The 22,235-nt window shown below is 64.7% G+C and carries 23 protein-coding genes and 1 riboswitch; of the genes, 12 read left to right on the forward strand and 11 right to left on the reverse strand.

Annotation, left to right across the window (positions count from 1 at the left end):
- Window positions 1-77 precede the first annotated feature (77 nt).
- The 7 genes from FEF27_RS00585 to rplI all read left to right on the forward strand — a co-directional run bounded on the left by FEF27_RS00585 (window position 78) and on the right by rplI (window position 5,630).
- Window positions 78-1,163: an inositol-3-phosphate synthase gene (locus FEF27_RS00585; protein WP_138168879.1), complete on the forward strand. Its 1,086-nt coding sequence runs from the start codon at window positions 78-80 to the stop codon at window positions 1,161-1,163.
- A gap of 9 nt (window positions 1,164-1,172) precedes the next feature.
- Window positions 1,173-2,414: a DUF418 domain-containing protein gene (locus tag FEF27_RS00590; RefSeq protein ID WP_138168880.1), complete on the forward strand. Its 1,242-nt coding sequence runs from the start codon at window positions 1,173-1,175 to the stop codon at window positions 2,412-2,414.
- 44 nt (window positions 2,415-2,458) lie between these two features.
- Window positions 2,459-3,772, forward strand: a complete 1,314-nt coding sequence (locus FEF27_RS00595; protein WP_138168881.1) for a M18 family aminopeptidase — start codon at window positions 2,459-2,461, stop codon at window positions 3,770-3,772.
- A gap of 150 nt (window positions 3,773-3,922) precedes the next feature.
- Window positions 3,923-4,222 carry a 30S ribosomal protein S6 gene (rpsF, locus tag FEF27_RS00600; RefSeq protein ID WP_138168882.1) on the forward strand — a complete coding sequence of 100 codons (300 nt, stop codon included), beginning with the start codon at window positions 3,923-3,925 and terminating at the stop codon, window positions 4,220-4,222.
- A 56-nt stretch (window positions 4,223-4,278) separates the two neighbouring features.
- Window positions 4,279-4,833, forward strand: coding sequence for a single-stranded DNA-binding protein (locus FEF27_RS00605; protein WP_138168883.1), 555 nt, complete (start codon window positions 4,279-4,281; stop codon window positions 4,831-4,833).
- A 73-nt stretch (window positions 4,834-4,906) separates the two neighbouring features.
- Window positions 4,907-5,149 carry a 30S ribosomal protein S18 gene (gene rpsR, locus FEF27_RS00610; RefSeq protein ID WP_119901469.1) on the forward strand — a complete coding sequence of 81 codons (243 nt, stop codon included), beginning with the start codon at window positions 4,907-4,909 and terminating at the stop codon, window positions 5,147-5,149.
- Between the two features lie 28 nt (window positions 5,150-5,177).
- Complete coding sequence (rplI, locus tag FEF27_RS00615; RefSeq protein ID WP_138168884.1) at window positions 5,178-5,630, forward strand: 50S ribosomal protein L9; 453 nt, start codon at window positions 5,178-5,180, stop codon at window positions 5,628-5,630.
- Between the two features lie 74 nt (window positions 5,631-5,704).
- On the opposite strand, the gene FEF27_RS00620 is transcribed toward rplI, so the two are convergent.
- Window positions 5,705-6,847, reverse strand: a complete 1,143-nt coding sequence (locus FEF27_RS00620) for a CE1758 family FMN-dependent luciferase-like monooxygenase (protein WP_138168885.1) — start codon at window positions 6,845-6,847, stop codon at window positions 5,705-5,707.
- 743 nt (window positions 6,848-7,590) lie between these two features.
- Window positions 7,591-8,379 carry an alpha/beta fold hydrolase gene (locus tag FEF27_RS00625; protein WP_138168886.1) on the reverse strand — a complete coding sequence of 263 codons (789 nt, stop codon included), beginning with the start codon at window positions 8,377-8,379 and terminating at the stop codon, window positions 7,591-7,593.
- Window positions 8,380-8,396: 17 nt separating this feature from the next.
- Between FEF27_RS00625 and FEF27_RS00630 the strand changes: the two genes are divergently transcribed.
- Both FEF27_RS00630 and dnaB read left to right on the forward strand, forming a co-directional pair.
- Window positions 8,397-9,773: a condensation domain-containing protein gene (locus tag FEF27_RS00630; RefSeq protein ID WP_138168887.1), complete on the forward strand. Its 1,377-nt coding sequence runs from the start codon at window positions 8,397-8,399 to the stop codon at window positions 9,771-9,773.
- An 84-nt stretch (window positions 9,774-9,857) separates the two neighbouring features.
- Entirely contained in the window at window positions 9,858-11,222 is a 1,365-nt protein-coding gene (gene dnaB, locus FEF27_RS00635; RefSeq protein ID WP_424991657.1) for a replicative DNA helicase, read from the forward strand.
- Here the strand turns inward: dnaB and FEF27_RS00640 are convergent.
- From FEF27_RS00640 to FEF27_RS00650, 3 genes are all read right to left on the reverse strand, one after another.
- Window positions 11,219-11,611: a hypothetical protein gene (locus FEF27_RS00640; RefSeq protein ID WP_138168888.1), complete on the reverse strand. Its 393-nt coding sequence runs from the start codon at window positions 11,609-11,611 to the stop codon at window positions 11,219-11,221. The genes dnaB and FEF27_RS00640 overlap by 4 nt on opposite strands.
- Window positions 11,612-11,665: 54 nt before the next feature.
- Window positions 11,666-11,875, reverse strand: coding sequence for a hypothetical protein (locus tag FEF27_RS00645; RefSeq protein WP_138168889.1), 210 nt, complete (start codon window positions 11,873-11,875; stop codon window positions 11,666-11,668).
- A gap of 166 nt (window positions 11,876-12,041) precedes the next feature.
- Window positions 12,042-12,710 (reverse strand): pyroglutamyl-peptidase I, encoded by a 669-nt coding sequence (locus FEF27_RS00650; protein ID WP_166429866.1) that lies wholly within the window; start codon window positions 12,708-12,710, stop codon window positions 12,042-12,044.
- Between the two features lie 95 nt (window positions 12,711-12,805).
- Between FEF27_RS00650 and FEF27_RS00655 the strand changes: the two genes are divergently transcribed.
- Window positions 12,806-13,618 carry a transglutaminase-like domain-containing protein gene (locus FEF27_RS00655; protein WP_138168891.1) on the forward strand — a complete coding sequence of 271 codons (813 nt, stop codon included), beginning with the start codon at window positions 12,806-12,808 and terminating at the stop codon, window positions 13,616-13,618.
- A 37-nt stretch (window positions 13,619-13,655) separates the two neighbouring features.
- Here the strand turns inward: FEF27_RS00655 and FEF27_RS00660 are convergent, their stop codons facing one another.
- The 3 genes from FEF27_RS00660 to FEF27_RS00670 all read right to left on the reverse strand — a co-directional run bounded on the left by FEF27_RS00660 (window position 13,656) and on the right by FEF27_RS00670 (window position 17,421).
- Entirely contained in the window at window positions 13,656-15,296 is a 1,641-nt protein-coding gene (locus FEF27_RS00660) for a sodium:solute symporter family protein (RefSeq protein ID WP_138168892.1), read from the reverse strand.
- Window positions 15,293-15,931: an OsmC family protein gene (locus FEF27_RS00665; protein ID WP_138168893.1), complete on the reverse strand. Its 639-nt coding sequence runs from the start codon at window positions 15,929-15,931 to the stop codon at window positions 15,293-15,295. Before FEF27_RS00665 ends, FEF27_RS00660 begins: the two co-directional genes overlap by 4 nt.
- A riboswitch (SAM riboswitch) is annotated at window positions 15,925-16,036 on the reverse strand. It overlaps the preceding gene by 7 nt.
- Window positions 16,037-16,089: 53 nt before the next feature.
- Window positions 16,090-17,421, reverse strand: a complete 1,332-nt coding sequence (locus FEF27_RS00670) for a galactokinase (protein ID WP_138168894.1) — start codon at window positions 17,419-17,421, stop codon at window positions 16,090-16,092.
- 164 nt (window positions 17,422-17,585) lie between these two features.
- Here FEF27_RS00670 and FEF27_RS00675 point away from each other — a divergent pair, with 164 nt between their 5' ends.
- Together FEF27_RS00675 and FEF27_RS00680 are read left to right on the forward strand one after the other, a co-directional pair.
- Entirely contained in the window at window positions 17,586-18,014 is a 429-nt protein-coding gene (locus FEF27_RS00675) for an Ohr family peroxiredoxin (protein WP_138168895.1), read from the forward strand.
- Window positions 18,015-18,208: 194 nt separating this feature from the next.
- Entirely contained in the window at window positions 18,209-19,468 is a 1,260-nt protein-coding gene (locus FEF27_RS00680) for a pirin family protein (protein ID WP_138168896.1), read from the forward strand.
- 18 nt (window positions 19,469-19,486) lie between these two features.
- Here the strand turns inward: FEF27_RS00680 and pcaC are convergent, their stop codons facing one another.
- The 3 genes from pcaC to FEF27_RS00695 form a co-directional block, all read right to left on the reverse strand.
- Window positions 19,487-19,885: a 4-carboxymuconolactone decarboxylase gene (gene pcaC / locus FEF27_RS00685; protein ID WP_138168897.1), complete on the reverse strand. Its 399-nt coding sequence runs from the start codon at window positions 19,883-19,885 to the stop codon at window positions 19,487-19,489.
- Window positions 19,878-20,732: an alpha/beta fold hydrolase gene (locus FEF27_RS00690; RefSeq protein WP_138168898.1), complete on the reverse strand. Its 855-nt coding sequence runs from the start codon at window positions 20,730-20,732 to the stop codon at window positions 19,878-19,880. The genes pcaC and FEF27_RS00690 overlap by 8 nt, the downstream gene beginning before the upstream one ends.
- 69 nt (window positions 20,733-20,801) lie before the next feature.
- Entirely contained in the window at window positions 20,802-22,220 is a 1,419-nt protein-coding gene (locus FEF27_RS00695) for a lyase family protein (protein WP_138168899.1), read from the reverse strand.
- Window positions 22,221-22,235 lie beyond the last annotated feature (15 nt).

Here is a 22,235-nt window from a genome sequence, read left to right on the forward strand (position 1 = left end):
GATGAGCAGGCAACGGTGACCCCGGAGATCGGGTCAGGCGCTGCCGCACACCTGCAGCCGATGAAAGGAACATGTTCGTGTCAGAGAATCCGGTCCGGGTAGCCCTGGTGGGTGTCGGGAACTGCGCAGCATCGCTGGTCCAGGGAGTGGAGTACTACAGGGAGGCTCCCGATGATCAGGACGTGCCAGGTCTGATGCATGTGCGCTTCGGCGATTATCACGTCAGCGATGTGCAGTTTGTCGCAGCCTTCGACGTCGATGACAAGAAAGTGGGCAAGGACCTCTCTGAGGCGATCATCGCCAGTGAGAACAACACCATCACACTGGCTGAGGTCCCCTACAGCAGCGTCACGGTGCAGCGCGGTCCGACCCTGGACGGTCTGGGGGACTACTACCGGGAAACTATTGAGGAGTCCGCTTTCGACCCCGTGGACGTGGTTGCGGCACTGCGAGAGGCCCGCGCGGATGTGGTGGTGTGTTACCTGCCGGTGGGGTCGGAGCAGGCCGCACGCTTCTACGCTCAGGCCGCTATCGACGCCGGCTGCGCGTTCGTCAACGCCCTGCCGGTCTTCATCGCCGGCACCCCCGAGTGGGCCCAGAAATTCACTGACGCCGGGTTGCCGATTGTCGGCGACGACATCAAGTCCCAGGTCGGGGCCACCATCACCCACCGGGAGTTGGCGCATCTGCTGGAGGACCGCGGGGTGCACCTGGATCGGACCTACCAGCTGAACTTCGGCGGCAATATGGACTTCATGAATATGCTGCAGCCTGACCGGCTGACCTCAAAGAAGGTGTCGAAGACACAGGCAGTGACCTCCAACACATCCGCCAAGTTGGCCGACCGGGATGTGCACATCGGACCCAGCGACTACGTGCCCTGGCTGGATGACCGGAAGTGGGCCTATATCCGGTTGGAGGGCCGCAATTTCGGTGACGCCCCGCTGTCCATCGAGCTGAAGCTGGAAGTGTGGGATTCACCGAACTCCGCAGGTGTCATCATTGATGCAGTCAGAGCGGCAAAGATCGGCCTGGACCGCGGCATCGGCGGCCCGCTGCTGTCAGCCTCAAGCTACTTCATGAAGTCCCCGCCGGAGCAGTTCCATGACTCGGTCGCCCATGAGAAGGTGGAGGCCTTCATCCGCGGCGACGCCGACTCCTGACCGCGCCCCGTGCCGCGCCCTGTGCCCAGCCCCTCCGCAGGTGAGGCCTCCGGTCGAGCACACCGGCGGATTCCTGCAGTCGACGCGCTGCGTGCGGTGGCACTTCTGGGCATCCTCAGCGTCAACATCTGGTTCTTTGCCCGTCCGGAGATGCTGCTGCCGGGAGTGCGCGGTGAGCCGGTGGACTCCGCGGCCGGGCAATTGGTGCGCTTCACCGTCTCGGTGCTGTTCGAAGGCAAGTCCTATGTCCTGTTCAGCTTCCTGTTCGGTCTCAGCTTCGCCTTGGCCTGGGCCCGCGGCGCGGCCCTCGGAGCCAGCCCGGTGCAGCACGCCCGCCGCCGTTTCGCGGCGCTGATACTGCTGGGTCTGCTGCACGGGGTCTTCCTCTTCGCCGGGGACATTCTGCTGGCTTACGGCCTGCTGGGGTTCCTGCTGCTGAGACTGCGCAGAATCTCCACCGCCGCGGCCCTGGTAAGCGCTGGTGCGCTGTACACCGTCGTGGTGGTGCTGCTGCTCGTGCTGGCAGGGGTGGCGCTGCAGGCCGACGACGCCGCGGCAGCCACCGGTGCCGCAGGCCTCGACGGTGCGGAGCAGGCTGCGGCTGCCTACACCGGCTCAGCGGGCCAGTGGTTGGCCTACCAGTGGGGTGCCTACCCGGCAGCCCTTGCCTCGGTGCTCGTGGTCCAAGGGCCCGTGGCGCTGGCCGCCTTCCTCGCCGGACTTCTCGCCGGGCGATACCGGGTGCTGCAGCGCCTCACTGATGGGGAGTTCCGGACGCACCGGCTGGTGCTGACAGGGGCAGTAGGCTTGGTGACCGGCTTGACGCTGAGCGTCCTCGCCGCCCGGCTGCGCTGGGGACCACCGGGGGTCACCGACTACACCGCCGGGTACGGTGCCGAGCTGCTGGGAGCGGCGGTCAACCTCGCCGCGGGGCCGTTCCAGGCCTGCGGCTACGCCATCTTCCTCCTGCTGCTGTTTCGCTCCGCGCCGCGTATCGCTGGGGTCCTGGCACCAGCTGGCCGAATGACGCTGACCCACTACCTTGGTCAGTCCCTGGTGCTGGCGCTCTTGTTCTCCGGACTGGGCTTCGGATGGGGCGGGCAGGCCGCAGAGGTGACGGTGGGCGTCGTCGTGCTGGGACTCTGGCTGACTCAGCTGGCGCTGTCTCACCTGTGGCTGAGACGGTTCCGGCACGGGCCCTTGGAGCTGCCGCTGCGCGCGTGGACCTACCGGGGCACTGAGCCTGTGTGAGATGGTGCCGGTGAGGCGGCGAGCCCAGCCGTAGGATGGAAGTCATGAACCCGCCGACTGCAGCCCGGAATGTTGATGAGCTGATCGATGACCTGGCGACCTTTGTGACGGAGTCGCCATCGTCCTATCACGCGGCAGCGGTGACCGCCCAGCGCCTCGTGGAGGCCGGTTTCACTCAGTTGGGCGAGCATCAGGACTGGCCCGCCGAACCGGGGAAGTATGTGGTGGTGCGCGACGGCGCCGTCTTGGCGTGGATCCTGCCCCAGGCCGCCGGTCCCGCCACGCCGCTGCGGGTCCTGGGCGCACATACCGACTCCCCCGGGTTCAAGCTCAAACCCCAATCCACCGTCACCCGGCACGGCTGGGTGCAGGCCGGGGTGGAGGTGTACGGGGGACCGCTGTTGAACTCCTGGTTGGACCGCGAGCTGCGGCTTGCGGGCCGACTGGTCACCCGGGATGGCGCGACCCATCTGGCGGCCACCGGACCGGTGGCTCGCATTCCGCAGCTGGCGATTCACCTGGATCGGCAAGTCAACGCCGAGGGGATCAAACTCGGCAAGCAGCAGCACACGATGCCGGTGGTGGCCGTGGCCGGGTCTGCCGAGGCAGCGGCTGAGGCGGACGTGTTGGAGATCGTCAGCCGGGCCGCGGGTGTGGCGGCTGATCAGGTGGACGGATACGACGTGGTGGTCGCCGACGCCCAGCCCCCCGCACGTTTCGGAGCACAGCGGGAATTCCTGGCCTCGGGACGACTGGACAATCTCTCCTCACTGTATGCAGGGCTGCAGGCCATGCTGGCCGCAGACACCTCAGCGGCTGTGATCCCCATGCTGGCCGCCTTCGATCATGAGGAGCTGGGCTCAGCCTCGCGCTCCGGCGCCGCCGGGCCCTTCCTGGAGGAGGTGCTGGACCGGATCTATGAAGGCCTGGAAGCCACAGCGACGCAGCGAGCGCAGGCCTGTGCAGGCTCCTGGCACCTAAGCGCCGATGCCGGGCATGCGGTGCACCCGAACTATGCGGAACGCCACGATCCCGCGAACCGGCCGCTGCCCAATGCGGGACCGCTGCTGAAGATCAACGCCAATCAGCGCTATGCCACTGACGCCGCGGGAGCAGCCATGTGGGCCCAGGTGTGCCGCGCCGCTGGGGTTCCCACCCAAGAGTTTGTCTCCAATAATGACCTCCCCTGCGGCTCCACCATCGGTCCGCTCACCGCCACCCGGCTTGGGCTGCGCACTGTGGATGTGGGAATTGCGCTGCTGAGCATGCACTCCGCCCGGGAGATGTGCGGGGTCCACGACGTCGCCCACCTCCGGGATGCTGTGACCGCGTTTTTCACCCAGGAGCTCACTGTCTGACCTGGCCGTTCGTGCTCACAGCTGATCAGGGGTAATATAGGTCAGTCTGTGCTGGGTGCTCTCCTGGGCGCCCTCAGCGACAGATATCACGCAAAGAACCTCCTGTTACGGAAATCCCGTGACCGCAAGACCGAAGGAGGTGGGTTCATAATGCGTCACTACGAACTGATGGTGCTGGTCGACCCCGAGGTTGACGAGCGCACCGTAGAGCCCACACTGGGCAAGTACATGGAACTGGTCAAGAAAGACGGCGGAACCGTCGACGAGATCGACATTTGGGGACGCCGTCAGCTGACTTTTGAGATCCAGAAGAAGACTGAGGCGATCTACGCGGTGGTGAACTTCCACTCCACCCCGGACTCCGCCAAAGAGCTGGACCGTCTGCTGCGTCTGAACGAGACCATTCTGCGCACCAAGATCATCCGCCCCGAAGAGTTCAAGGTCGCCTGAACCGGCACCTGGGCCACCATATTTGGTACGCCACTGAGTGAAAGAGGTACACAAACATGGCCTATAACGAGACTGTCATCACTGTCGTGGGAAACCTGACGGCAGACCCCGAACTGCGATTCACGCCTTCCGGGGCACCGGTGACGAACTTCGTCATCGCTTCCACCCCGCGGTACTTCGACCGGCAGGCTAACGAGTACAAGGACGCTGAGACGCTCTTCGTGCGCTGCTCGCTGTGGCGCGAAGCCGCAGAGAACGTCTGTGAGTCGCTGACCAAAGGCACCCGTGTGGTCGCCCAGGGACGCCTTAAGGCCCGCAGCTTCGAAGACAAAGAAGGCAACAACCGGACCAGCTGGGAACTCGACGTGGACGAAATCGGCGCCTCGCTGCGCTACGCCACGGCCAAGATCGAGCGCCAGGCTCCCCGTCAGGGCGGTGGCGGCTTCGGCGGCAACCCCGGCGGAGGCCAGGGTGGCTTCGGCGCAGGCCAGCAGCCCGGCGGGTTCGGTGGCGGATCCTACGGTGGTGGCCAGCAGCCGGACCCCTGGGGCGGACAGCCCTCCCAGGGCGGCGGTTGGGACACCGGCGGCAATGACGAACCCCCGTTCTGATACTGAACGACTGACAACTATTCACCATCCCGCGTGACAGCGCGGGCTCCCACCTATGAAAAGGAGCACCACGATGGCAAAGGCTGAAATCACCAAGAAGCCCAAGCCCAAAGCGAACCCGCTGAAGGCTGCTGACATCAAGGTCATTGATTACAAAGACACCGCCCTGCTGCGGAAGTTCATCTCCGATCGCGGCAAGATTCGTGCTCGGCGGGTGACCGGAGTCTCCGTCCAGGAGCAGCGCAAGATTGCCCAGGCAATCAAGAACGCTCGCGAAATGGCCCTGCTGCCGTACTCCGGCGCTGGCCGCGGCTGATCACTGAGGAAGGAAAGGATCTACTGATATGTCAAAGCTCATCCTGACTCAGGAAGTCACCGGCCTCGGTGCCCCCGGCGACGTCGTCGAGGTCAAAGACGGCTATGCACGCAATTACTTGCTGCCCCGCGGCTACGCACTGACCTGGACCAAGGGCGGCGAAAAGGACGTCGAGCGGATTCGTCAGGCCCGTAAGGCCCGCGAAATCGCCACGGTCGAAGAAGCTCAGTCCGTAGCCGAGAAACTGCAGGCCAAGACCGTGGAGGTCTCCGTGAAGACCGGCGATTCCGGCCGGCTCTTCGGCACCGTCGGTGCCGCCCAGATTGCGGAGGCAGTTGAGGCCGCAGGGCTGGGAAGCATCGACCGGCGCACCGTCCAGCTGCCGGAGCGGATCAAAGCGGTAGGACATTACACCGCGACGGTGAAGCTGCACCCGGAGGTCACCGCGACCATCGATCTGCAGGTCGTTCCCGCGCGATAAAGCAGAAAACGCTGAAGGCCCCCGGCTGGTTCATGTGCTGAACCGCCCGGGGGCCTTCTCGCGTCATCGAGCCGTTACCCGGCTCGGCTGGGTGCCTCGGCCCCGGCGGCCGGCGGGCCGCCAGGCACCGGATCCTGTCCGGCATCCCGCCGAGCCCGCAGCAGCTGGTGGGTCGGCGGGGCGGGTGTGCCTTCCGGGGCACGGGCGGCGACTTCTTTGCGCAGCACCGGAACCACCTCTTCGCCCAATATCTCGATCTGCTCCAGGACCGTCTCAAGCGGCAGTCCGGCGTGATCGATGAGAAACAACTGGCGCTGGTAGTCTCCCGCATAGTCGCGGAAGCTCAGGGTCTTCTCAATGACCTGCTCTGGAGTCCCCACCGTCAGCGGTGTCATCTCGGTGAACTCCTCCAGGGACGGGCCTCCTCCGTAAACGGGGGCACGGTCAAAGTAGGGCCGGAACTCCCGCACCGCATCCTGCGAGTTGGGCCGCATGAACACCTGCCCGCCCAGGCCGACGATCCCCTCCTCAGGCGTACCGTGCCCGTAGTGGGCGTACCGCTCCCTGTAGAGTTCGACCATCCGGCCGGTGTGTTCCTTGTTCCAGAAAATGTTGTTGTGGAAGAACCCGTCGCCGTAGTAGGCGGCCTGTTCGGCGATTTCCGGGGAGCGGATGGACCCGTGCCAGACAAACGGCGGGACCCCGTCCAGGGGGCGTGGAGTGGCGGTGAAGTGCTCCAAGGGGGTCCGGAAACGCCCGCTCCAGTCGACGTCTTCCTCCCTCCAGAGCCGGTGCAGGAGCGCATAATTCTCCACGGCGAGGGGGATTCCTGCCCGAATGTCTTTGCCGAACCATGGATACACTGGGCCGGTGTTGCCCCGCCCCAGGGTCAGATCCACCCGCCCCTCACTGAGGTGCTGAACATAGGCGTAGTCCTCAGCGATGCGGACCGGGTCCGTAGTGGTGATCAGAGTGGTGGCAGTTGACAGCAGCAGCCGCGAGGTCTGTGCGGCCACATGAGCCATAAAGATGGGCGGATTGGCCGGAGCCACAAATGGGGGATTGTGGTGCTGACCGATGGCGAAGACATCAAGCCCCACCTCTTCGGCTTTCTGCGCCATGGCCACGGTGGAAGTGATGCGCTGATGTTCTGTAGGGACGCGACCGGTGGTGGGATCAGGCGTGACGTCGCCGATGGAGAAGATGCCGAATTGCATGTAGCTCCTTGAGAGTGCGGGAACACACCGAGAATCGCGGTGCACTCCCAGGATACTTCAAATTTGAAGGACATTCATCCAGTACTGGGACTGAGCCGGAATCGCCGGAGTTCGATGCCCGAGGCTGCTGTGGAGAGTCTGTGGAAAACCAACCGGAAGAGGTCCTATACACCCGAAGCAGAGGCGAGAGCAAGTACTTGTCCGGCCACCACATGAGGCGAAAAAAATATTTTAATTCACAGTGTGTCGCTACAAAGCTCCAGGTCAGACCGTTGCACCGGCTATTCCTACAGCGGCATCCACAGGTTTCCCTCAAGATCTTCACACGACACGCCGGAGACTCCACACGTAATCCACAACGACTCGTCCGGGAGCTATTGCCCAGGGCTGCTTCTGGGCCTACAGTGGCAATCGTCCCTCCTCACTGCGGAAGTCCTCTGCTGGCCCTCAGGGCTCACGTGAGACTTCTGGGTGCGCGAGTGACGCGGATATTGGCCGGTGGCTCTCGGCGTGCATCCGCGTCACCGTTACTCGCCGCCACATGAGCACGTGGGTAGGTGATCAGGACAAGCGCATCCCCACTGCGGGACGTTCGCGGTTGGCCTGACCCCTCAAGGGACGACCTGCAGATCGGATCGCCGACCCGAGGCAATGGGAAGGGGATCACGGACACTGGGCCGTGATCCTGCCGAAGCGCCCCCACGGGGCCCGGATCGGCGATCCGATCGCTCGCTGAGCGCAGGTCAGCGGCGGTACTGGCCGACAAAACTCGCCACTCGACTCGGCCAGGTGGCCAGATCATGAGGCGTTTCAGCAATGGAGAACTCCGAGCCGGGCAGCAGGCGGTGGAGGGTTTCAGCACTCGAGACCGGATGGGCAGCATCATGTGTCCAGGCAAGAATCTGAACCGGCACCTGCAGTCTTGCGAGGTCCTCGGGTGCGGGCAGGTCGGTCATGGAGGCTCCGCGCAGAACGGCTGGCAGCAGCTCTGGGCTGACGGCCGGACGCAGCTGACGGGTCCGGCCGGCCTGGGCAGGCGGCGGCGGTGCGCTCCCGGTGAGGCGGACGAATGTCTCCACCCCATGTTGTTCCACCACCTCGGCAGAACGGAGGTACTGATCAGTTTGCTCGGTCCGGGTGGACCACACTGTCGGAGGGACCAAGAGGCTCAGCGAGGCGAACCTGTGAGGTTCCTCCAGCGCCGCGCACAGCTGGGTGGCGGCTCCCATGGAGGGGCCACCCGCGTGGACCGTTTCGCCCGGAGCCACTGCCTCGAGCAGATGCAGCAGATCCTCGGCCAGCTGCGGCCAGAGATAGTCATCGGGGACTGGTCTGCCGGTGGAGGATCCATGGCCGCGCGAGTCATAGCGCAGCACTCGGAAGCCGGAGAGCTCACCGGTGACGTCGAGCCCGGCGTGATGCTCGCGCCAGGCGGAGGAGGTCAGCCCGTGCAGTTGGACGAACAGCGGGTCCGTCTCCTTCCCCACCACCTCAAAAGAAAGTTGCGCTCCCGCTGTCTGGAACCTGGCCACCGGCCTAGACTACCGGTATGCGGCTGACCAATATTGCGCAGATGCAGGTCCAGCCCGGCCGGGCGTACAGCTACTGTGTCCGCGCCGAGTTGTCCGACGCGGCGGCCTCCAAGCCGCTTCCGGTGTCCTTCGATCAGGAGCGTCACGTGGGGTTCGGGCCCCGCCCCGGATCATGGATGGCGGTGAGCTTCTCCTTGCCGGTCCACGCCGACCGTGAAGTCATCGCCCAGGGATGGATGGAGGTTGTGGAGCGTCACGGCACTCTGCGGACCGTCTTCCTGGGCGCTGACGAGGGCAATGGCCGCAAGCCGGAGCTGGTCCTGACCTCGGTCAGCGTCGAGCCGGGGGAGTGGGAACAGCTCGGAGACGGTAGTGCGATGACGCCTACAGCGCTCAGAGCAGTGATCCGTGAGCATTTTGACTTGGTGTGCCGGTCGCTGGAAACACCCTCTTATCGGCTGTGCGTGGTCGAGGATGAGACCGGAGTGCAGCCGCCGCAGGTGATCATTGGCTCCGATCACGCGCACGTGGACGCATGGAGTCTGCTGGTGCTCACTCGCGACCTCGCCACCTGCGTGCAGAACCTTCAGGCCGGACGTGAGCCCACCGCGGGTCTGCCACCGACCGAATCATTCGCTGACCATACACGGGCGTTGGAGCAGGAACCGGCCCCGCCGCGGGAAGTGATTGAGCGGTGGCGTGAGATCCTGCACGCTGGCGGTCATGCGATGCCCACGTTCCCGCTGGATCTGGGTGATTTGTCAGAGCCGGTGGGGGAGTTCGTCGAAATCCGTGACGTATTCGACGCCGAGGAACTGGCCCAGGTGGAGGCCCACGCCGCAGAACATAGGGTGCGGTTGATCGCGGTGGCGGTATCGGTGATGACCAGGCTCGCCGCTGAGCTCTCCGGTGAACCGCTGCGTGCGGTCTTCCCGGTGCACTCCCGGCACGGGACGCGGTGGTTCGACTCGGTGGGCTGGTTCATCACCAACTCGGTGCTGGAGAGCCATGAGGAGGACTACCAGGACTGCTACAGGTCGGTGAAGGAAGCCATCCGGCTGGGGTCCTACCCGCTGGCGCCGATCATGCGTCCCTACGGGGGTATGCCGCAGTCGCCTGGCATGTTCGCTATGTCCTGGCTGGATCACCGGAAGCTGCCAGTCAATGTGGATGATGACCTCAACCCGCAGCACGTCTCGGCGGTGATCCGCACTGACGGGGTGATGATCTGGTTTGTGATTAACCACACCGGATTGCACCTGCGCTGCCGCTACCCCGACACCCGCCAGGCCAGGCGATCCATGCGCACCTGGCTGGCTGGCCTAGTCTACGGGTTGCGCGCCCCGCTGGAGCACCACGCTCTCCGTGAGATCAGGGCGAACTCCCGGCGGTGAGCCGAGCAGGCGGCGTCGTGTTCCTGCCGGGCGGTAGAGTAGGAGCTCGCGTAAATCCCCGAGGTGCCTGAGGAGTGTGTCTGCGTGAGTGTGGAGACGTATAACCCCAGCACAGGTGCTGGCGCTGAATCGCGCACTCCTCCGCAGGACATGGTGGCGGAGCAGTCGGTGCTGGGCGGGATGATGCTGTCCAAGGACGCCATTGCCGATGTGGTGGAAGTGGTCCGCGGCGGAGACTTCTACCGCCCGGCCCACGAGATGATCTTCGAAGCGATCATTGATCTCTATGGCCGCGGGGAGCCAGCCGATGTGGTGACCATCGCCGACCAGCTGACCAAGACGCAGCAGCTGCAGCGGATAGGCGGTCCGGCCTATCTGCACAATCTGGCTCAGGCCGTCCCGACGGCGGCCAATGCTGCCTTCTATGCAGACATCGTGCGCGAGCGCGCCATTCTGCGGCGTTTGGTGGAGGCGGGCACCAAGATTGTGCAGTTGGGGCACACCTCTGACGGTGAGGTCGACGCCATCGTCAATGAGGCTCAGGCCGAGGTCTACAACGTGGCGGAGAACCGGCAGACCGCAGACTATGCGCGGCTGTCGGAGGTGCTGGCACCGACCATTGAGGAGATTGAGGTCAATGCTGCAAACGACGGCACGCTCTCCGGCATCCCCACCGGTTTCCGTGATCTGGACGAACTCACCCATGGCTTCCACGGCGGTCAGCTGATTGTCATCGCTGCCCGGCCGGCGATGGGCAAGTCTGTGCTGGCTCTGGATTTTTCCCGTTCGGCGGCGGTGAACCACCGGATGACCACTGCGTTCTTCTCCCTGGAGATGAGCAAGGTGGAGCTGACCATGCGTCTGCTCTCGGCGGAGTCCCAGGTGCTCTTCGGCGACCTGCGCAAAGGCTCGAGCCTGAAGGACCAGGATTGGGAGAAGATGGCCCGGGCGATGGACAAGCTGGAGCAGGCGCCGCTGTTCATTGATGATGCGCCGAACCTGACGCTGATGGAGATCCGGGCCAAGTGCCGGCGGCTGAAGCAGCGGGAGAACCTGAAGCTGGTGGTGGTGGACTACCTGCAGCTGCTGATGTCCGGCAAGCGTGTGGAGTCCCGCCAGCAGGAGGTCAGTGAGTTCTCCCGGACGCTGAAACTGCTGGCCAAGGAGCTTGATGTGCCGATCATTGCGCTCTCGCAGCTGAACCGGGGGTCCGAGCAGCGCCCGGATAAGCGCCCGCAGGTCTCGGATCTGCGTGAATCTGGGGCCATTGAGCAGGACGCGGATATGGTCATGCTGCTGCACCGTCCGGAGGTCTACGACAAGGAGACCGAACGTGCTGGGGAGGCTGACATTATCGTGGCCAAGAACCGCAACGGGCCGACCCGGGACCTCACCGTGGCGTTCCAGGGGCACTTCCAGCGGTTCAGGGATATGGCCCGGGAGTTCTAACCCGCAGCACCCTCGTAGAAACCGTAGGGTGCCAGCAGGCCTAGAATCTGCTCGAGGTAGAGGAACCCGGCCACGGAGTACACTGCCCCCGTCCAAAGACCGTGGGTGAGGCTGAACCAGAAGCGTCCCGAGCCCACTAACAGGCCGAAGGTCACCGGAAGGCAGGCCATGCCGTAGCCCGAAACCACAAGCCACAGGCCCAGCCACTCCAAACGGGCGAGCATGAAGACACCGACCCCCAGGGTCCAGACCATGGTGGGTTCGAACAACAGGGCTGCGATAACTAACCCGGTCACCACCGCCCAGAGGTACCGGGCGGCGACCAGAGAGTGTCGGGTGGCGGCCCGGCGGCGGGACCTCGAGGTCTTGTGGTTCGTGTTCTTGGGCATTCTCCGATCAGACTATCGGGCGCCTCGGAGATCCCGCCTTAGTGCCGAAGCCCGCTACAGGCCGCTGAGATACGGAAGCATGAGAATCAGCACCATCAGGGAGATGCCGAGGACCAGGGTAATGGTGATGGTGCGGTTAGATGCGGCGTATCCAAGATTGTCGGAATCGTCGTGGCGTGAGCCCGGGTGCCGTCTGCCTTTCTCTCGGCCGGCAAACCGGAGCCCGAAACCACGGTGGAGCTCGTCCTGCCCTTGTGACGTCATGGCCACCTCGCTGCGCGCGGATCGACTGAAAACTGCTTCGTACGTGCAATAACGGTAAGGACCTACTCTGAGAGAGACCTGAGCGGAAGGTCAACCTAGGCGTCGAATTTCGCAGTACAGCCATATCGCCGCAGGAGCCGGTCTGTGCGCGGCCGTGTCGCACAGTTCAGTGCAGCGCCCCGAGCTGAGCGGCCGTGTCCGGTGCCTCGGATAGGGATTCGCAGATAAGCAGATCCAGGGCCAGCACCGCCTGTCCTACGGTGACTGGAGCATCTGCGGCGTGGAGATCCGGTACGTGGACAAATCCCGCCCGAGTCTGGGGCGCCTGTCGACCGAGGTGGTGCAGCACGGTATAGAGCAGGTCGTTGCAGACATAACTGCCCGCGGAGAGTGAGAGTGAGACCGGGATATCTGCTGCGGCAATGCGCTCGCCTGCGGCCTTGAGCCGCAGTGTGCTGAACAGTGCGGATTCGCCCTCCGCGGTGATCGGTTCGTCCACCGGCTGCGCCCCGGCGTTGTCCGGGATGCGGGCATCGCGCAGATTCAGCCCCACGCGTTCGAGCCTGATGGTGTCGGTGCCTGCTGCCAGTCCCACGGAGATCACCAGCGCGGGCCGGTGCTCAGAGATCGCACGGGTCAGCAGCTGCCCGGCTGTGCTGAACTCTACCGGCAGCAGGACCGGGACGACCACCACGCCGGCGTGCTCCTGCTGAGCCGAGAGCTGACCGCGTTCGGCGCGACGAGTGAGTTCCTGAACGACGTCGTGGGACGGGTTGCGCTGCGCGCCGCCGAAGGGCTCGAAGGCGGAGACGAGGATGGGGTGCACGGTGGCCACCGCTCCAGCCTGTCTGCGGCTGACGTGGAAGTCAATGGCGTTGAAGTTCAGCCCCCGGTTGTCGTCACCGGCCGTGGGGTGCCTAGACTGGGTCTATGATGATGCCGCCTCGGGAGGTGACGTCAACCCTTGAGGTTGAGGTGACCGCCAGCACCGAACTTGAATTCCAGATTGCGGTGGCGGCGCTGCCCGGTCTGACCGTGGATGAGTCGCTGCAGATAGTGCTCAATGACCAGGCTGTGACTCCGGATGAGATCCCTGCGGGATATGGCGGCCGAATTCACCGCCTCAGGGTGGGGCCTGGGCGTCTGATCGCGCAGTATCGCGCGCATATAGAGGGTCACGCCGAACCGATGGCGGCCCGGGACAATGACCGGTCTCTGTTCCTGCGGCCCAGCCGCTACGCCGAGTGTGACAAGTTTTACGGCTTTGTGGCTGGTCAGTTCAATCTCTCCAAGACCACCGAGGAGAAGATTGCTGATGTTGCTGAGTTTGTCGCCTCGCGGCTGAGCTACGTTCCGGGTTCCAGCGACCCCATTGACGGAGCTACCGACACGCTGCTGGCCGGTGCCGGGGTGTGCCGTGACTACGCGCACCTGGTGGTGGCGCTGCTGCGCGCCATGCATATCCCAGCACGGCTGGTGGCTGTTTACGCTCCGGGGTGTGATCCCATGGACTTCCATGCTGTGGCCGAAGCCATTGTGGATGGCAAGTGGGTCGCAGTGGACCCGACCTGGTTGGCTCCTCGGCAGTCATTGGTGCGCATCGCCACCGGGCGCGACGCCGCCGACACCGCCTTCCTGGACAATCACGACGGCGGCATCATCCTCCACTCGGCAGTCGTCACCGCCACGGTGGACGGCGATCTCCCCACCGACAAGGGCAGTGACCTCATCCCGATCCGCTGAGGGGTGGGGGTGCACCTCCTCGACGTCTTGTCCCGCCTTACCGTGTCGTGACAGGCTGCTCTTCGGATGTCTCCCAGAAGCTGGTGACGAATTCGGCGGGGTCTTTGGACACGATGGCAAGGAACGCGGCAGCGAAAAGTCCCAGGGTCACTAGGAACAGCGCCAACCCGGTCAGGCCGTAGCTGGCCAACCATTCCCATTTCAGCGCGGTCAACACCGCAACGGTACCGGCGGAGAACAGCGCTGCTGCGCCGCGGCCTCGTGCCTGCGGGGAGGGGCTCGGACGCCATTGCACCTGGGTCAAGCTGACCACCACCAGCGTGGCCATGTTGACTATCATTCCTATCCACACCGGGTGGGTGCCGAGGAAGAAGTCTGTGGCGCTGAAGCCGGACAGCGCGTACCAGCCCAAACCGGCACCGAAGCCACCCAGTAGTGCGGAGACGGCTGCAGTTCGGGTGGCCAGCGGCCAGAAGAATGCCGCCAGGACCGGAGCAAAGGTAGCCCCATTGCGGAGCGTCCAGGCCATGATGTTCCACCAGGCTGACTGTTCCGAGCGCAGCAGGCTCAGGCCGATGAGCACCGCGGTGAGGCCAATCAGTGCGATGCGGGTGTAGCGAACGAGTTCGGCCTGGGTGGCCTTGGGGCGAATGGCGCGGCCGAAGTCCCGACCCAATGACGTGGCCCCGGAGAACTGGCACGGCCCGGCCCAACCGAGTGCGCATGCCCACATACCGACGAAAAACAGTGCTGCGGCCCATGGTGGAAGGGCCCCGGAAATGTACTCAGAAATGGCAACCAGCGGAAGCCCGGTATCGGGCACGACCATGGCGGCGGCCACGCCGACGAAGATCCCCAACAGGATCAGGGGGATGCCGATGACAGCTGCCAAGAAAAGGCCCTTCTGGCCGTCCTCGGGAGTACGGGCTGACATGGACATTTGGAACGCGGCCTGGGCCAGCGGCACGTTGACAATAAATGTGCCGAACCAGGCAACGATCAGCGACACTCCAGCGTTTGCTGGTTCGAACATCTCCGGACGGTCAGCGCTGAATTCAGCGATTTCGCCGGACCCCGGTGAGACCACTAGTGCCCAGATTCCGACGGCGAACATGACGAATATCATGATCACATTCATGGTCTGACTGAAAGCCACTGAGCGCATGCCGCCAAAGACTAAGAAGGCCAGGAGGATGATGGCGGTCAGGGTGATCGACTGCCACAGCGCGATGTCAGTGATCGCGTAAAGCGCTGAGGCGAACGCGATGCTGGTGGCCAGTGAGTACATCGGGAATGTGAAGCCGGTGATCAGCGCACTGATACCTTGAGCGGATCGCCCGAAGCGATCCCCAATGATTCCGGTGACGGTCACCACGAGTTTGCGACGCAGAGGTTTGACCAGCAGCAGGGCGATCAACAGGACCTGGACGGTTTCGGCGACGCCGTACCAGACCGCTGAGATACCAGTGCGGTAACTCAGCTCCACTATGGCGATGTAGGAGGACCCGGAGAAGAGTCCGGTGATGCAGAAGGCTACCGTCCACGGGCTGAAGCTGCGGCCACTGACAAAGAAGTTCGCCCGGCTCTCCTGACGGGCCACCATCCACCGGCCGCCGATGACCAGCCAGGCGGTATAAGCCAGAGCCAGTCCCAGAGTCCATATTCCGACTGCGCTCATGCTGGTACCGAGGGGGCGAGGTCTGCGTCGGTGACCGTGAGGAAAGGTTCGGGGGCGTGGTCGGTCTCGGTGTACCCCAGGGCGGCATTGCTGAGGCGCTCGGCGGCCTCAGCATGTGGCTGCTCAGTGAAACTCCACAAGACCTTGAGGCCGGTATTGGCGTCGCGAAGCAGATTAATAGCCGGGCATATGTGCTCGGCCCTGGCGGCGAACTGGCGCAGTGTGTGCTCGTCGCGTTCAGGGGTGGTGATCACAATCTGCAACCGGTACGCGTGGGCATAAGGCTGCACATCGGCGGTGCCGGCCAGTCCTCGGGTGTCCTGGGAGGCCAGAGTGTAAGTCTGCACATCCTCCACGCTCAGCTGCTGCCGGGCAGCCAGCTGGTCGATCACCACGGTGATGCAGCTGTTCACCGCACCGGCGAGGTATTCCATGGGGGTAGGTCCCTGGTCGCGGCCACCGACCTTGTAAGGTTCATCGGCTGTGAACTCAAAATGGCGGACGTTGAGCCGAGTCTGCTGGGCCCCGGTCCACACGCCGGCTGCCCTGAGTGTCTTGGAGTGCTGGAAGGCAGGCTGCTCCGTAAACCGAGAGACTAGCTCTGTAAATTGGGGCGCGGAGGAGCATGGAGACATCTGATTCGCCTTTCATCGAAACTGGCGTTAGCACCTGTCACCACGAATTTGGCGGGGTTGCTGCGACGTCATTGAGCCAGATCTCTCAGTCGCTCTGGATGATTCAGTCAGCGAACATACCTCAGGTCGGTTCGTCCATCAAATTGGGCTGAGCTTCTCTATACGGCCCGAGCGGCCGGGGAGGGGACGACCTCCAGAAAGCGAACCTCGGAGGAAAGCCGTGAGGCAGCGGCCGTCACCGCCTCCATGCGGCTGCGGGGAACCAGCACCAGCACGGAGCCGCCGAAGCCCCCGCCGATCAGCCGTGCGCCGGAGGCACCGGCCTCCACCACGGTGTCGACGACCTGGTCGGCCAGGTCAAAACTGACTTCAGCACATTCCTTCATAGAGGTGTGGCCGGCGGACATAATGTCCCCAATCATCTCCGCGGTGTGGTCCACCCCGTGAGCATCACCGGTGAGGATCCGGTGGATCTGTTCGCTTCGCAGCATCTCCGTCAGCGCATGTTTCAGCCGCCGGCGGCAGGCTTCTGCGTCCTTCCCGCCCAGTTCCGCGCCCGACTCCAGCCCGCGGTCGAACTCCTCCAACGCCAGTTCCACATGCGTGCGCTTCGGCTTCTCCGGTAACGCGTCCCGCAACCGTTCCACCCCCAGCACCTCGGTGGCCGCCTCTGCCTCAGCCCGGCGGGCAGCGAACCTGCCATCGGCCAGCTCGTGAGGCAGCCCAGTATCGATGGCCAGGAACCGGTAATTGCGCAGCAGAAAAGTAATATCGGTGCGCACCAAGGAAAAGTCTCGGCAGTCCAGCGAGACGACCTTCCCTTCGGTGGCCCGCAGTGCCGTGGTCTGATCCAATCCGCCGGTGCCCGCCCCGACCGACTCCACCTCTGCCCGGACGCAGACCTGGGCCAGCACCGCACGCAACTGGTCGGTCAGGGCGCGGGTGAGATCATCCCCTTTGTTCTCCTCCCCCAGAGGTGTCCCAATAGCGACGAAGGCCAGGGCCGCAGCGCATTCCAGGGAGGCAGACGACGACAGACCAGCGCCAATGGGCAGAGTGGAGCGAATCAGCAGATCCGCACCCATCCCAGGACGGAGCTCCAACTCTGGTTGCTCATCTTTCAGCTGCGCCAACGCGGAGACCACACCGGCGACGTACGTGGTCCAGGAGGGTGCCTCCTGCCCCACCGGGGAGGAGGCGACGTCGGGGATTTCCACGATCCCGGTATCCAGTGAGGGATCCAACGTGCGCAGGCGCAACAGGCCATCGGTGCGCGGGGCCGCCGCGACATACGTGCCGTGGCGCAGCGCCATCGGCAGGCAGCGCCCGCCGTGAAAGTCAACGTGCTCGCCGTTGAGATTGGCCCGCCCTGGAGCGAACCATACGCCCTCTGGGTCGTAGTGGAACACCTGTGAGAAGCGGGTAGCCAGCGCCACAGAGATGGACTCAGGGTCCCCGGGCGCCAGCCAACGGGCGGAGTTGTCACGCATAGATTCCAATTCTGCCACTGATAAGGGGGGATCGGCGCATCTGCAGGACTACCCTCTAGCCAGTAGCCCCAGTCTGTGGTGGTGTAGAAGAGCAACACACGGTGACGCCGGCAGCCCCGGCTCGTCACCGAGCTCGTGAGAAAAACCGTGAGAAAGGAACCTACATGGCAGTAGATGTGAAGTACACCGCAGAAGCGCTCGCCAGCGGCGATGGCCGCAATGGGCAGGTCAAGACCGCTGGAGGGTCCCTGGACCTGAAGCTGGCTGCTCCCAAAGAGCTGGGGGGATCGGGAGATGGCAACAACCCGGAGGAGCTCTTCGCTGCAGGATACGCCGCTTGTTTCCACGGAGCGGTGCGCAAGATGGCGGGTGAGGCGGATCAGGATGCCGCTGACTCCTCCGTAGGTGTGAAGATCGGCATCGGTGGTGACGACGCCGGCGGCATGGCCCTCACCGCCACGATTGAGGTGGTGCTGCCCCACGTGGAGAAGGCCGCAGCCGAGGACTTGGCGAAAAAGGCCCACGATTTCTGCCCCTACTCCAAGGCGACCCGGGGCAATATTGAGGTTGATATCAAGGTCGTGGAGGACTGACCGAAGGCACTCCATAGCCTCCAGGCGCCAACCGTCAAGCACGCCCCGCGTGCAGCGCCATGTGCAGTTCATGCACGGCTGCGCGTGGGGCAGTCCGTGGTCCACCTGCATGGGAGGCAGTACTCCCTGGTGACATTTCAAATTTGAAATATTAGCCTTAAGGGTAAGTGCCGCGCCGCCCAGAGGAGGGCCCTATGAGCAACACCGATACCCGTCCCATTGAGCAGGTGTGCATCAATGGGCCCCATACCTTTGATCTGGACCGCAGACCTGCCGATGACTCCACCTCCCAGGACAGAGTCTCCGCACCACCGGAGGGTCAGCTCAGCCCCGGGGTCACCAGCACCGCCAGCGGTGTGCAGCTGCTGGAACCCCGCGAGGTGCCGTTGGGTGGGCCGCGGGCCATGACGGTCCGCCGGACCATGCCGCAGCGGGCTCGATCCCTTGTGGGTGCCTGGTGCTTCTTGGACTACTACGGCCCCGATGACCTCACCCAGGCCAAGCCCATGCGCGTCCCCCGGCACCCGCACACCGGATTAGCCACCTGCTCCTGGCTGTTCTCCGGACGCATCGACCATCTGGACTCCGCCGGCAACTGGGCCACCGTCCGCCCCGGAGAGGTGGCACTGATGAACGCCGGCCGCGGCATCAGCCACTCCGAATTCTCCACTGATGACACCACCGTCCTGCATGGCGCCCAGCTCTGGTATGCCTTCCCGGAGGAACACCGGTTCGTGGCACCGAGTCTGGACACCCACCTCCCCGAGCCCGTGCACGGCGAGGGATGGACGGCCTGGGTGTTCATCGGGGACCTGTTGGGCTCCCGCTCCCCGGTGAAGACCTACATCCCGCTCACCGGGGCTGAAATTCGCCTCGAACCGGGGCGCACACTCGAGATCCCCGTGCCCTCTGAGCACGAGCATGGCCTCCTGCGGGTCTCCGGAGCAATCGAATTCAACGGCACACCGGTCCCACCCGATCACTTAGCTGTGGTGGACCCAGGAGCCCAGACGCTGACGCTGAAGGCTGGTCAGGACCCGGTGCTGGCGCTGCTGATCGGCGGAGAGCCGCTGAACGAGCAGATTGTCATGTGGTGGAATTTTGTGGGCCGCACGCATGAGGAAATCGCCGCCTACCGGGCGGCCTATCAGGCCGAGATGGGGTTCGAGGCCCCCACGGAGGACTCGCCCCTGGCCTCCCAGCTGGCGGAGGTGGGGTCGTCCACTGGAGTGCGCACGGAACGGGCCTCCCAGCCTGATGGCACTCAGGATGAGGTCGACGTCGCCCCCGGGGCACTGGGGGAGCCGGTCACCGGCGAGCTGCGCGACGTGCTTGCCGGCACTCAGTACCGTGACGGTACTCCTTTTCCGCAGTTCGGGGATTTTCCACCAGGCCAGGCAGCCCCGTTGCCGGCTCCTGCGCTGCCGAACACGCGGATGAAGCCCCGCGGATGAATCTCGCCGAGGGCAGATTCAGGACGTTTCTTCGGCGATGACCCGGCTGCCGATGCCGAAAGCCACATTGGCAGCCGGTACGGAGCAGTAGATGGCGGCCTGGAGGAAGACCTCCTTGATCTCGTCTGCGGTCATGCCGTTGCGCAGTGCCGCCCGGATGTGCATCTCCAGTTCTTCCCAGTAGCCGCCGGCGATCATGGCGGTCAGCGTGATGGCCGACCGGGTGGTCCGCTCCAGACCCGGACGCGTCCAGATGCTTCCCCAGGCGTAGCGGGTGATCAGTTCCTGGAAGTCGTGCGTGAAGGCGTTCTTTTTGGCCTCTGCCCGGTCGACGTGGGCATCAGAGAGCACCTCGCGCCGGACGCGCATACCGCGCTGGTAGGTGCTGTCGGAATGGTCCGAAGTGGAATCAGGCATTGACGAACTCCCGGAGTGCGTGGGCTGTGCGGTCGGGTGCTTCAGCGGGGGCGAGGTGGGCGACATCGTCCAGGGTCACCGCGTGCACTGGGGCGTGAGAACCTGCGCCTTGACGGATGACCTCCGCTTCGGCCGGCGGGCAGACTTGGTCATGAGCCCCGTGAATCAGCAGCACCGGACGGATCAGGGATTCCAACGAGTCCGTGAGGTCATACTGGGCTAGTGCGTGGCAGGCCTGGGCGTAGGAGTGCCTGTCGGTGTACTGCAACGAGCTCAGCAGTGCCGTGGCGACCTCTCCCTGACGGGCCATAAAACCCGGGGCGAACCAGCGCTGGGCAGAACCCTCCACCATGGTCGGAGTGCCGGCGCGTTCGACCAGCTCTGCCCGCTCGGCCCAAGCTTGTGGTGTGCCGATCTTGGCGGCGCTGCAGATCACAGCCAGCCGATTGATCCGGGTCTCGGGCCGAAGGGCAAGCGTCAGGGAGACGGTGCCTGCAATGGAGACACCTGCGGCTAGCACAGGGGTGCTGTCCGGAATCCCGTGCTCGTCGCTAAGCCGTGCCAGCAGAGCTTCCACGGCGTCGGCGAGGTCCTCGATAGTGAAGGGCTCCGTGGAGGGAGCACTGCGCCCGTGACCGGGCAGATCCCATCCCACCACATTGAAGTGCTCCTGCAGATGTGGCACTGCGGGTCCCCAGACGGCCTCCACACTGGTGCCCAACGATGGCCCGACCAGCAGTAACGGCTTCTTCCCGGCGGCGAAATCCTCGGGATCACCGGCCAGGAGCGTGGAGGTCAGTGCTGGGACGTGATCCGAGGTCAGGTCAGTGGGGGGTGTCTGTGTCATATGCTCACCTTGTCATTTGTTAGCAGGTCATCACCTTGATTGGTCACCATGTTTCCAGGACGCCAGCGGTCATACTGAGCCGCTCCCGAGGTCAATGAAGGGCCTGGCCCGGATCAGCGCAGCGTCAAGGAAATCACCGGAGCGACCCAGGTAGAGGCGGGGATCGAGCAATTGGTCCAGCAGATGGCCGAGCTCCGCGGTGGTTTCGGCGCTGGCGCCCAGCCCATCTTCGAGTGCACGGCGCAAGGGGACGCCGCCGCGCGAGGCTTCGGTAAGCGTGCGCTTCAAGGCGGCGGGACCCCCGGGGAAACGCGGACCGAGCTGACTGAGGATCCGCTCACTGAGCAGCCCGTCGCCGCTGGCGGTGAGGTTTTCAGCTGCAGCCTCCGGCAGCACCTCAAGCCCTTCGAAAAGCTCAGCTGCTCGCGCCGCCGCACCGCCGGTGAGCCGCACCAGTTCCATCAGCTGGGGCCATTCTGCGTGCCAGGCTCCGTCGGGGCGCTCATCCACGGCGTCTGCAGCGGCATGATGCAGGGCGGAGAGCGCACCGGGCCCGCTCAGTGCCGCAGAGCGGATCAGGGTGGACAGGACCGGATTGCGTTTCTGCGGCATCGCGGAGGACCCGCCCCGGTGTGCACCACCTGGCTCGCGGAGTTCTGCGATTTCGGGCCGCTGCAGAGTCAGCACATCGGCTGCGGCCTTGCCCAGCGCGGCCAACACCGCAGCCATGGCGGAGGCGAGCTCCAGAATCGACTGCCTCTGGGTGTGCCATGGGCGGTCCATCTGCGGTACGTGGAGTGCGGCCGCGAGGCGGTCGGTCAGTTCAGCCGGAGTGGGGGAGGCAGTGGCTCCGGTGGCTGCGGTGAGATCCACCAGCGCGGCCTGCGTGCCGGCCGCGCCCCCCCACTGCAGCTGCAGTGCGGCGTAGGCGGTCTGGAGTCTGTTCGCACTGTGGGTCACGCCGTCGAGCCAGCCAGCGGTGCGCAGACCCATGGTGGAGGGCAGGGCCGGTTGGGTCAGGGTGCGAGCCACGCACAGGGTCTCGCGGTGGTCTTCGCTGAGCTGGGCCAACGCTGCTGCGGCCCGGCGCAGATCGGTGAGGATGATGCCGGAGGCTTCACGCAGGATGAGTACCAAGGCGGTATCCAGCACATCCTGGCTGGTCGCTGAGCGGTGCAGGGCGTCGTCGTCGGTGTCTGTTTCCCTCAGCGCCGTGCGCAGCGCTGCCAGAAGCGGGATCACTGGGTTGCCGCCGCCCACGGCCGCCTCCGCCAGCGGCTCAGGGGTGATGCCGGCCCGGGCCGGGTCGCGGCTGATGCTCTGGAGCCGTTCTGCACTGTCCGCGGAGGCCAGCCCGTGCTCGGTCAGCACACCACCCCAGGCGGCCTCAACGCGCAGCAGCGCCGAGAGCACCGCCTCATCAGAGGTGGCACCGGCCACCCGAGTGCCTGACCACACGGGATTCAGGATGCCGCTGGCTGAGGTCATGTGTCTCCTGTGTCG

The organism is Nesterenkonia sphaerica (assembly GCF_005771565.1).
GTDB lineage: Bacteria > Actinomycetota > Actinomycetes > Actinomycetales > Micrococcaceae > Nesterenkonia > Nesterenkonia sphaerica.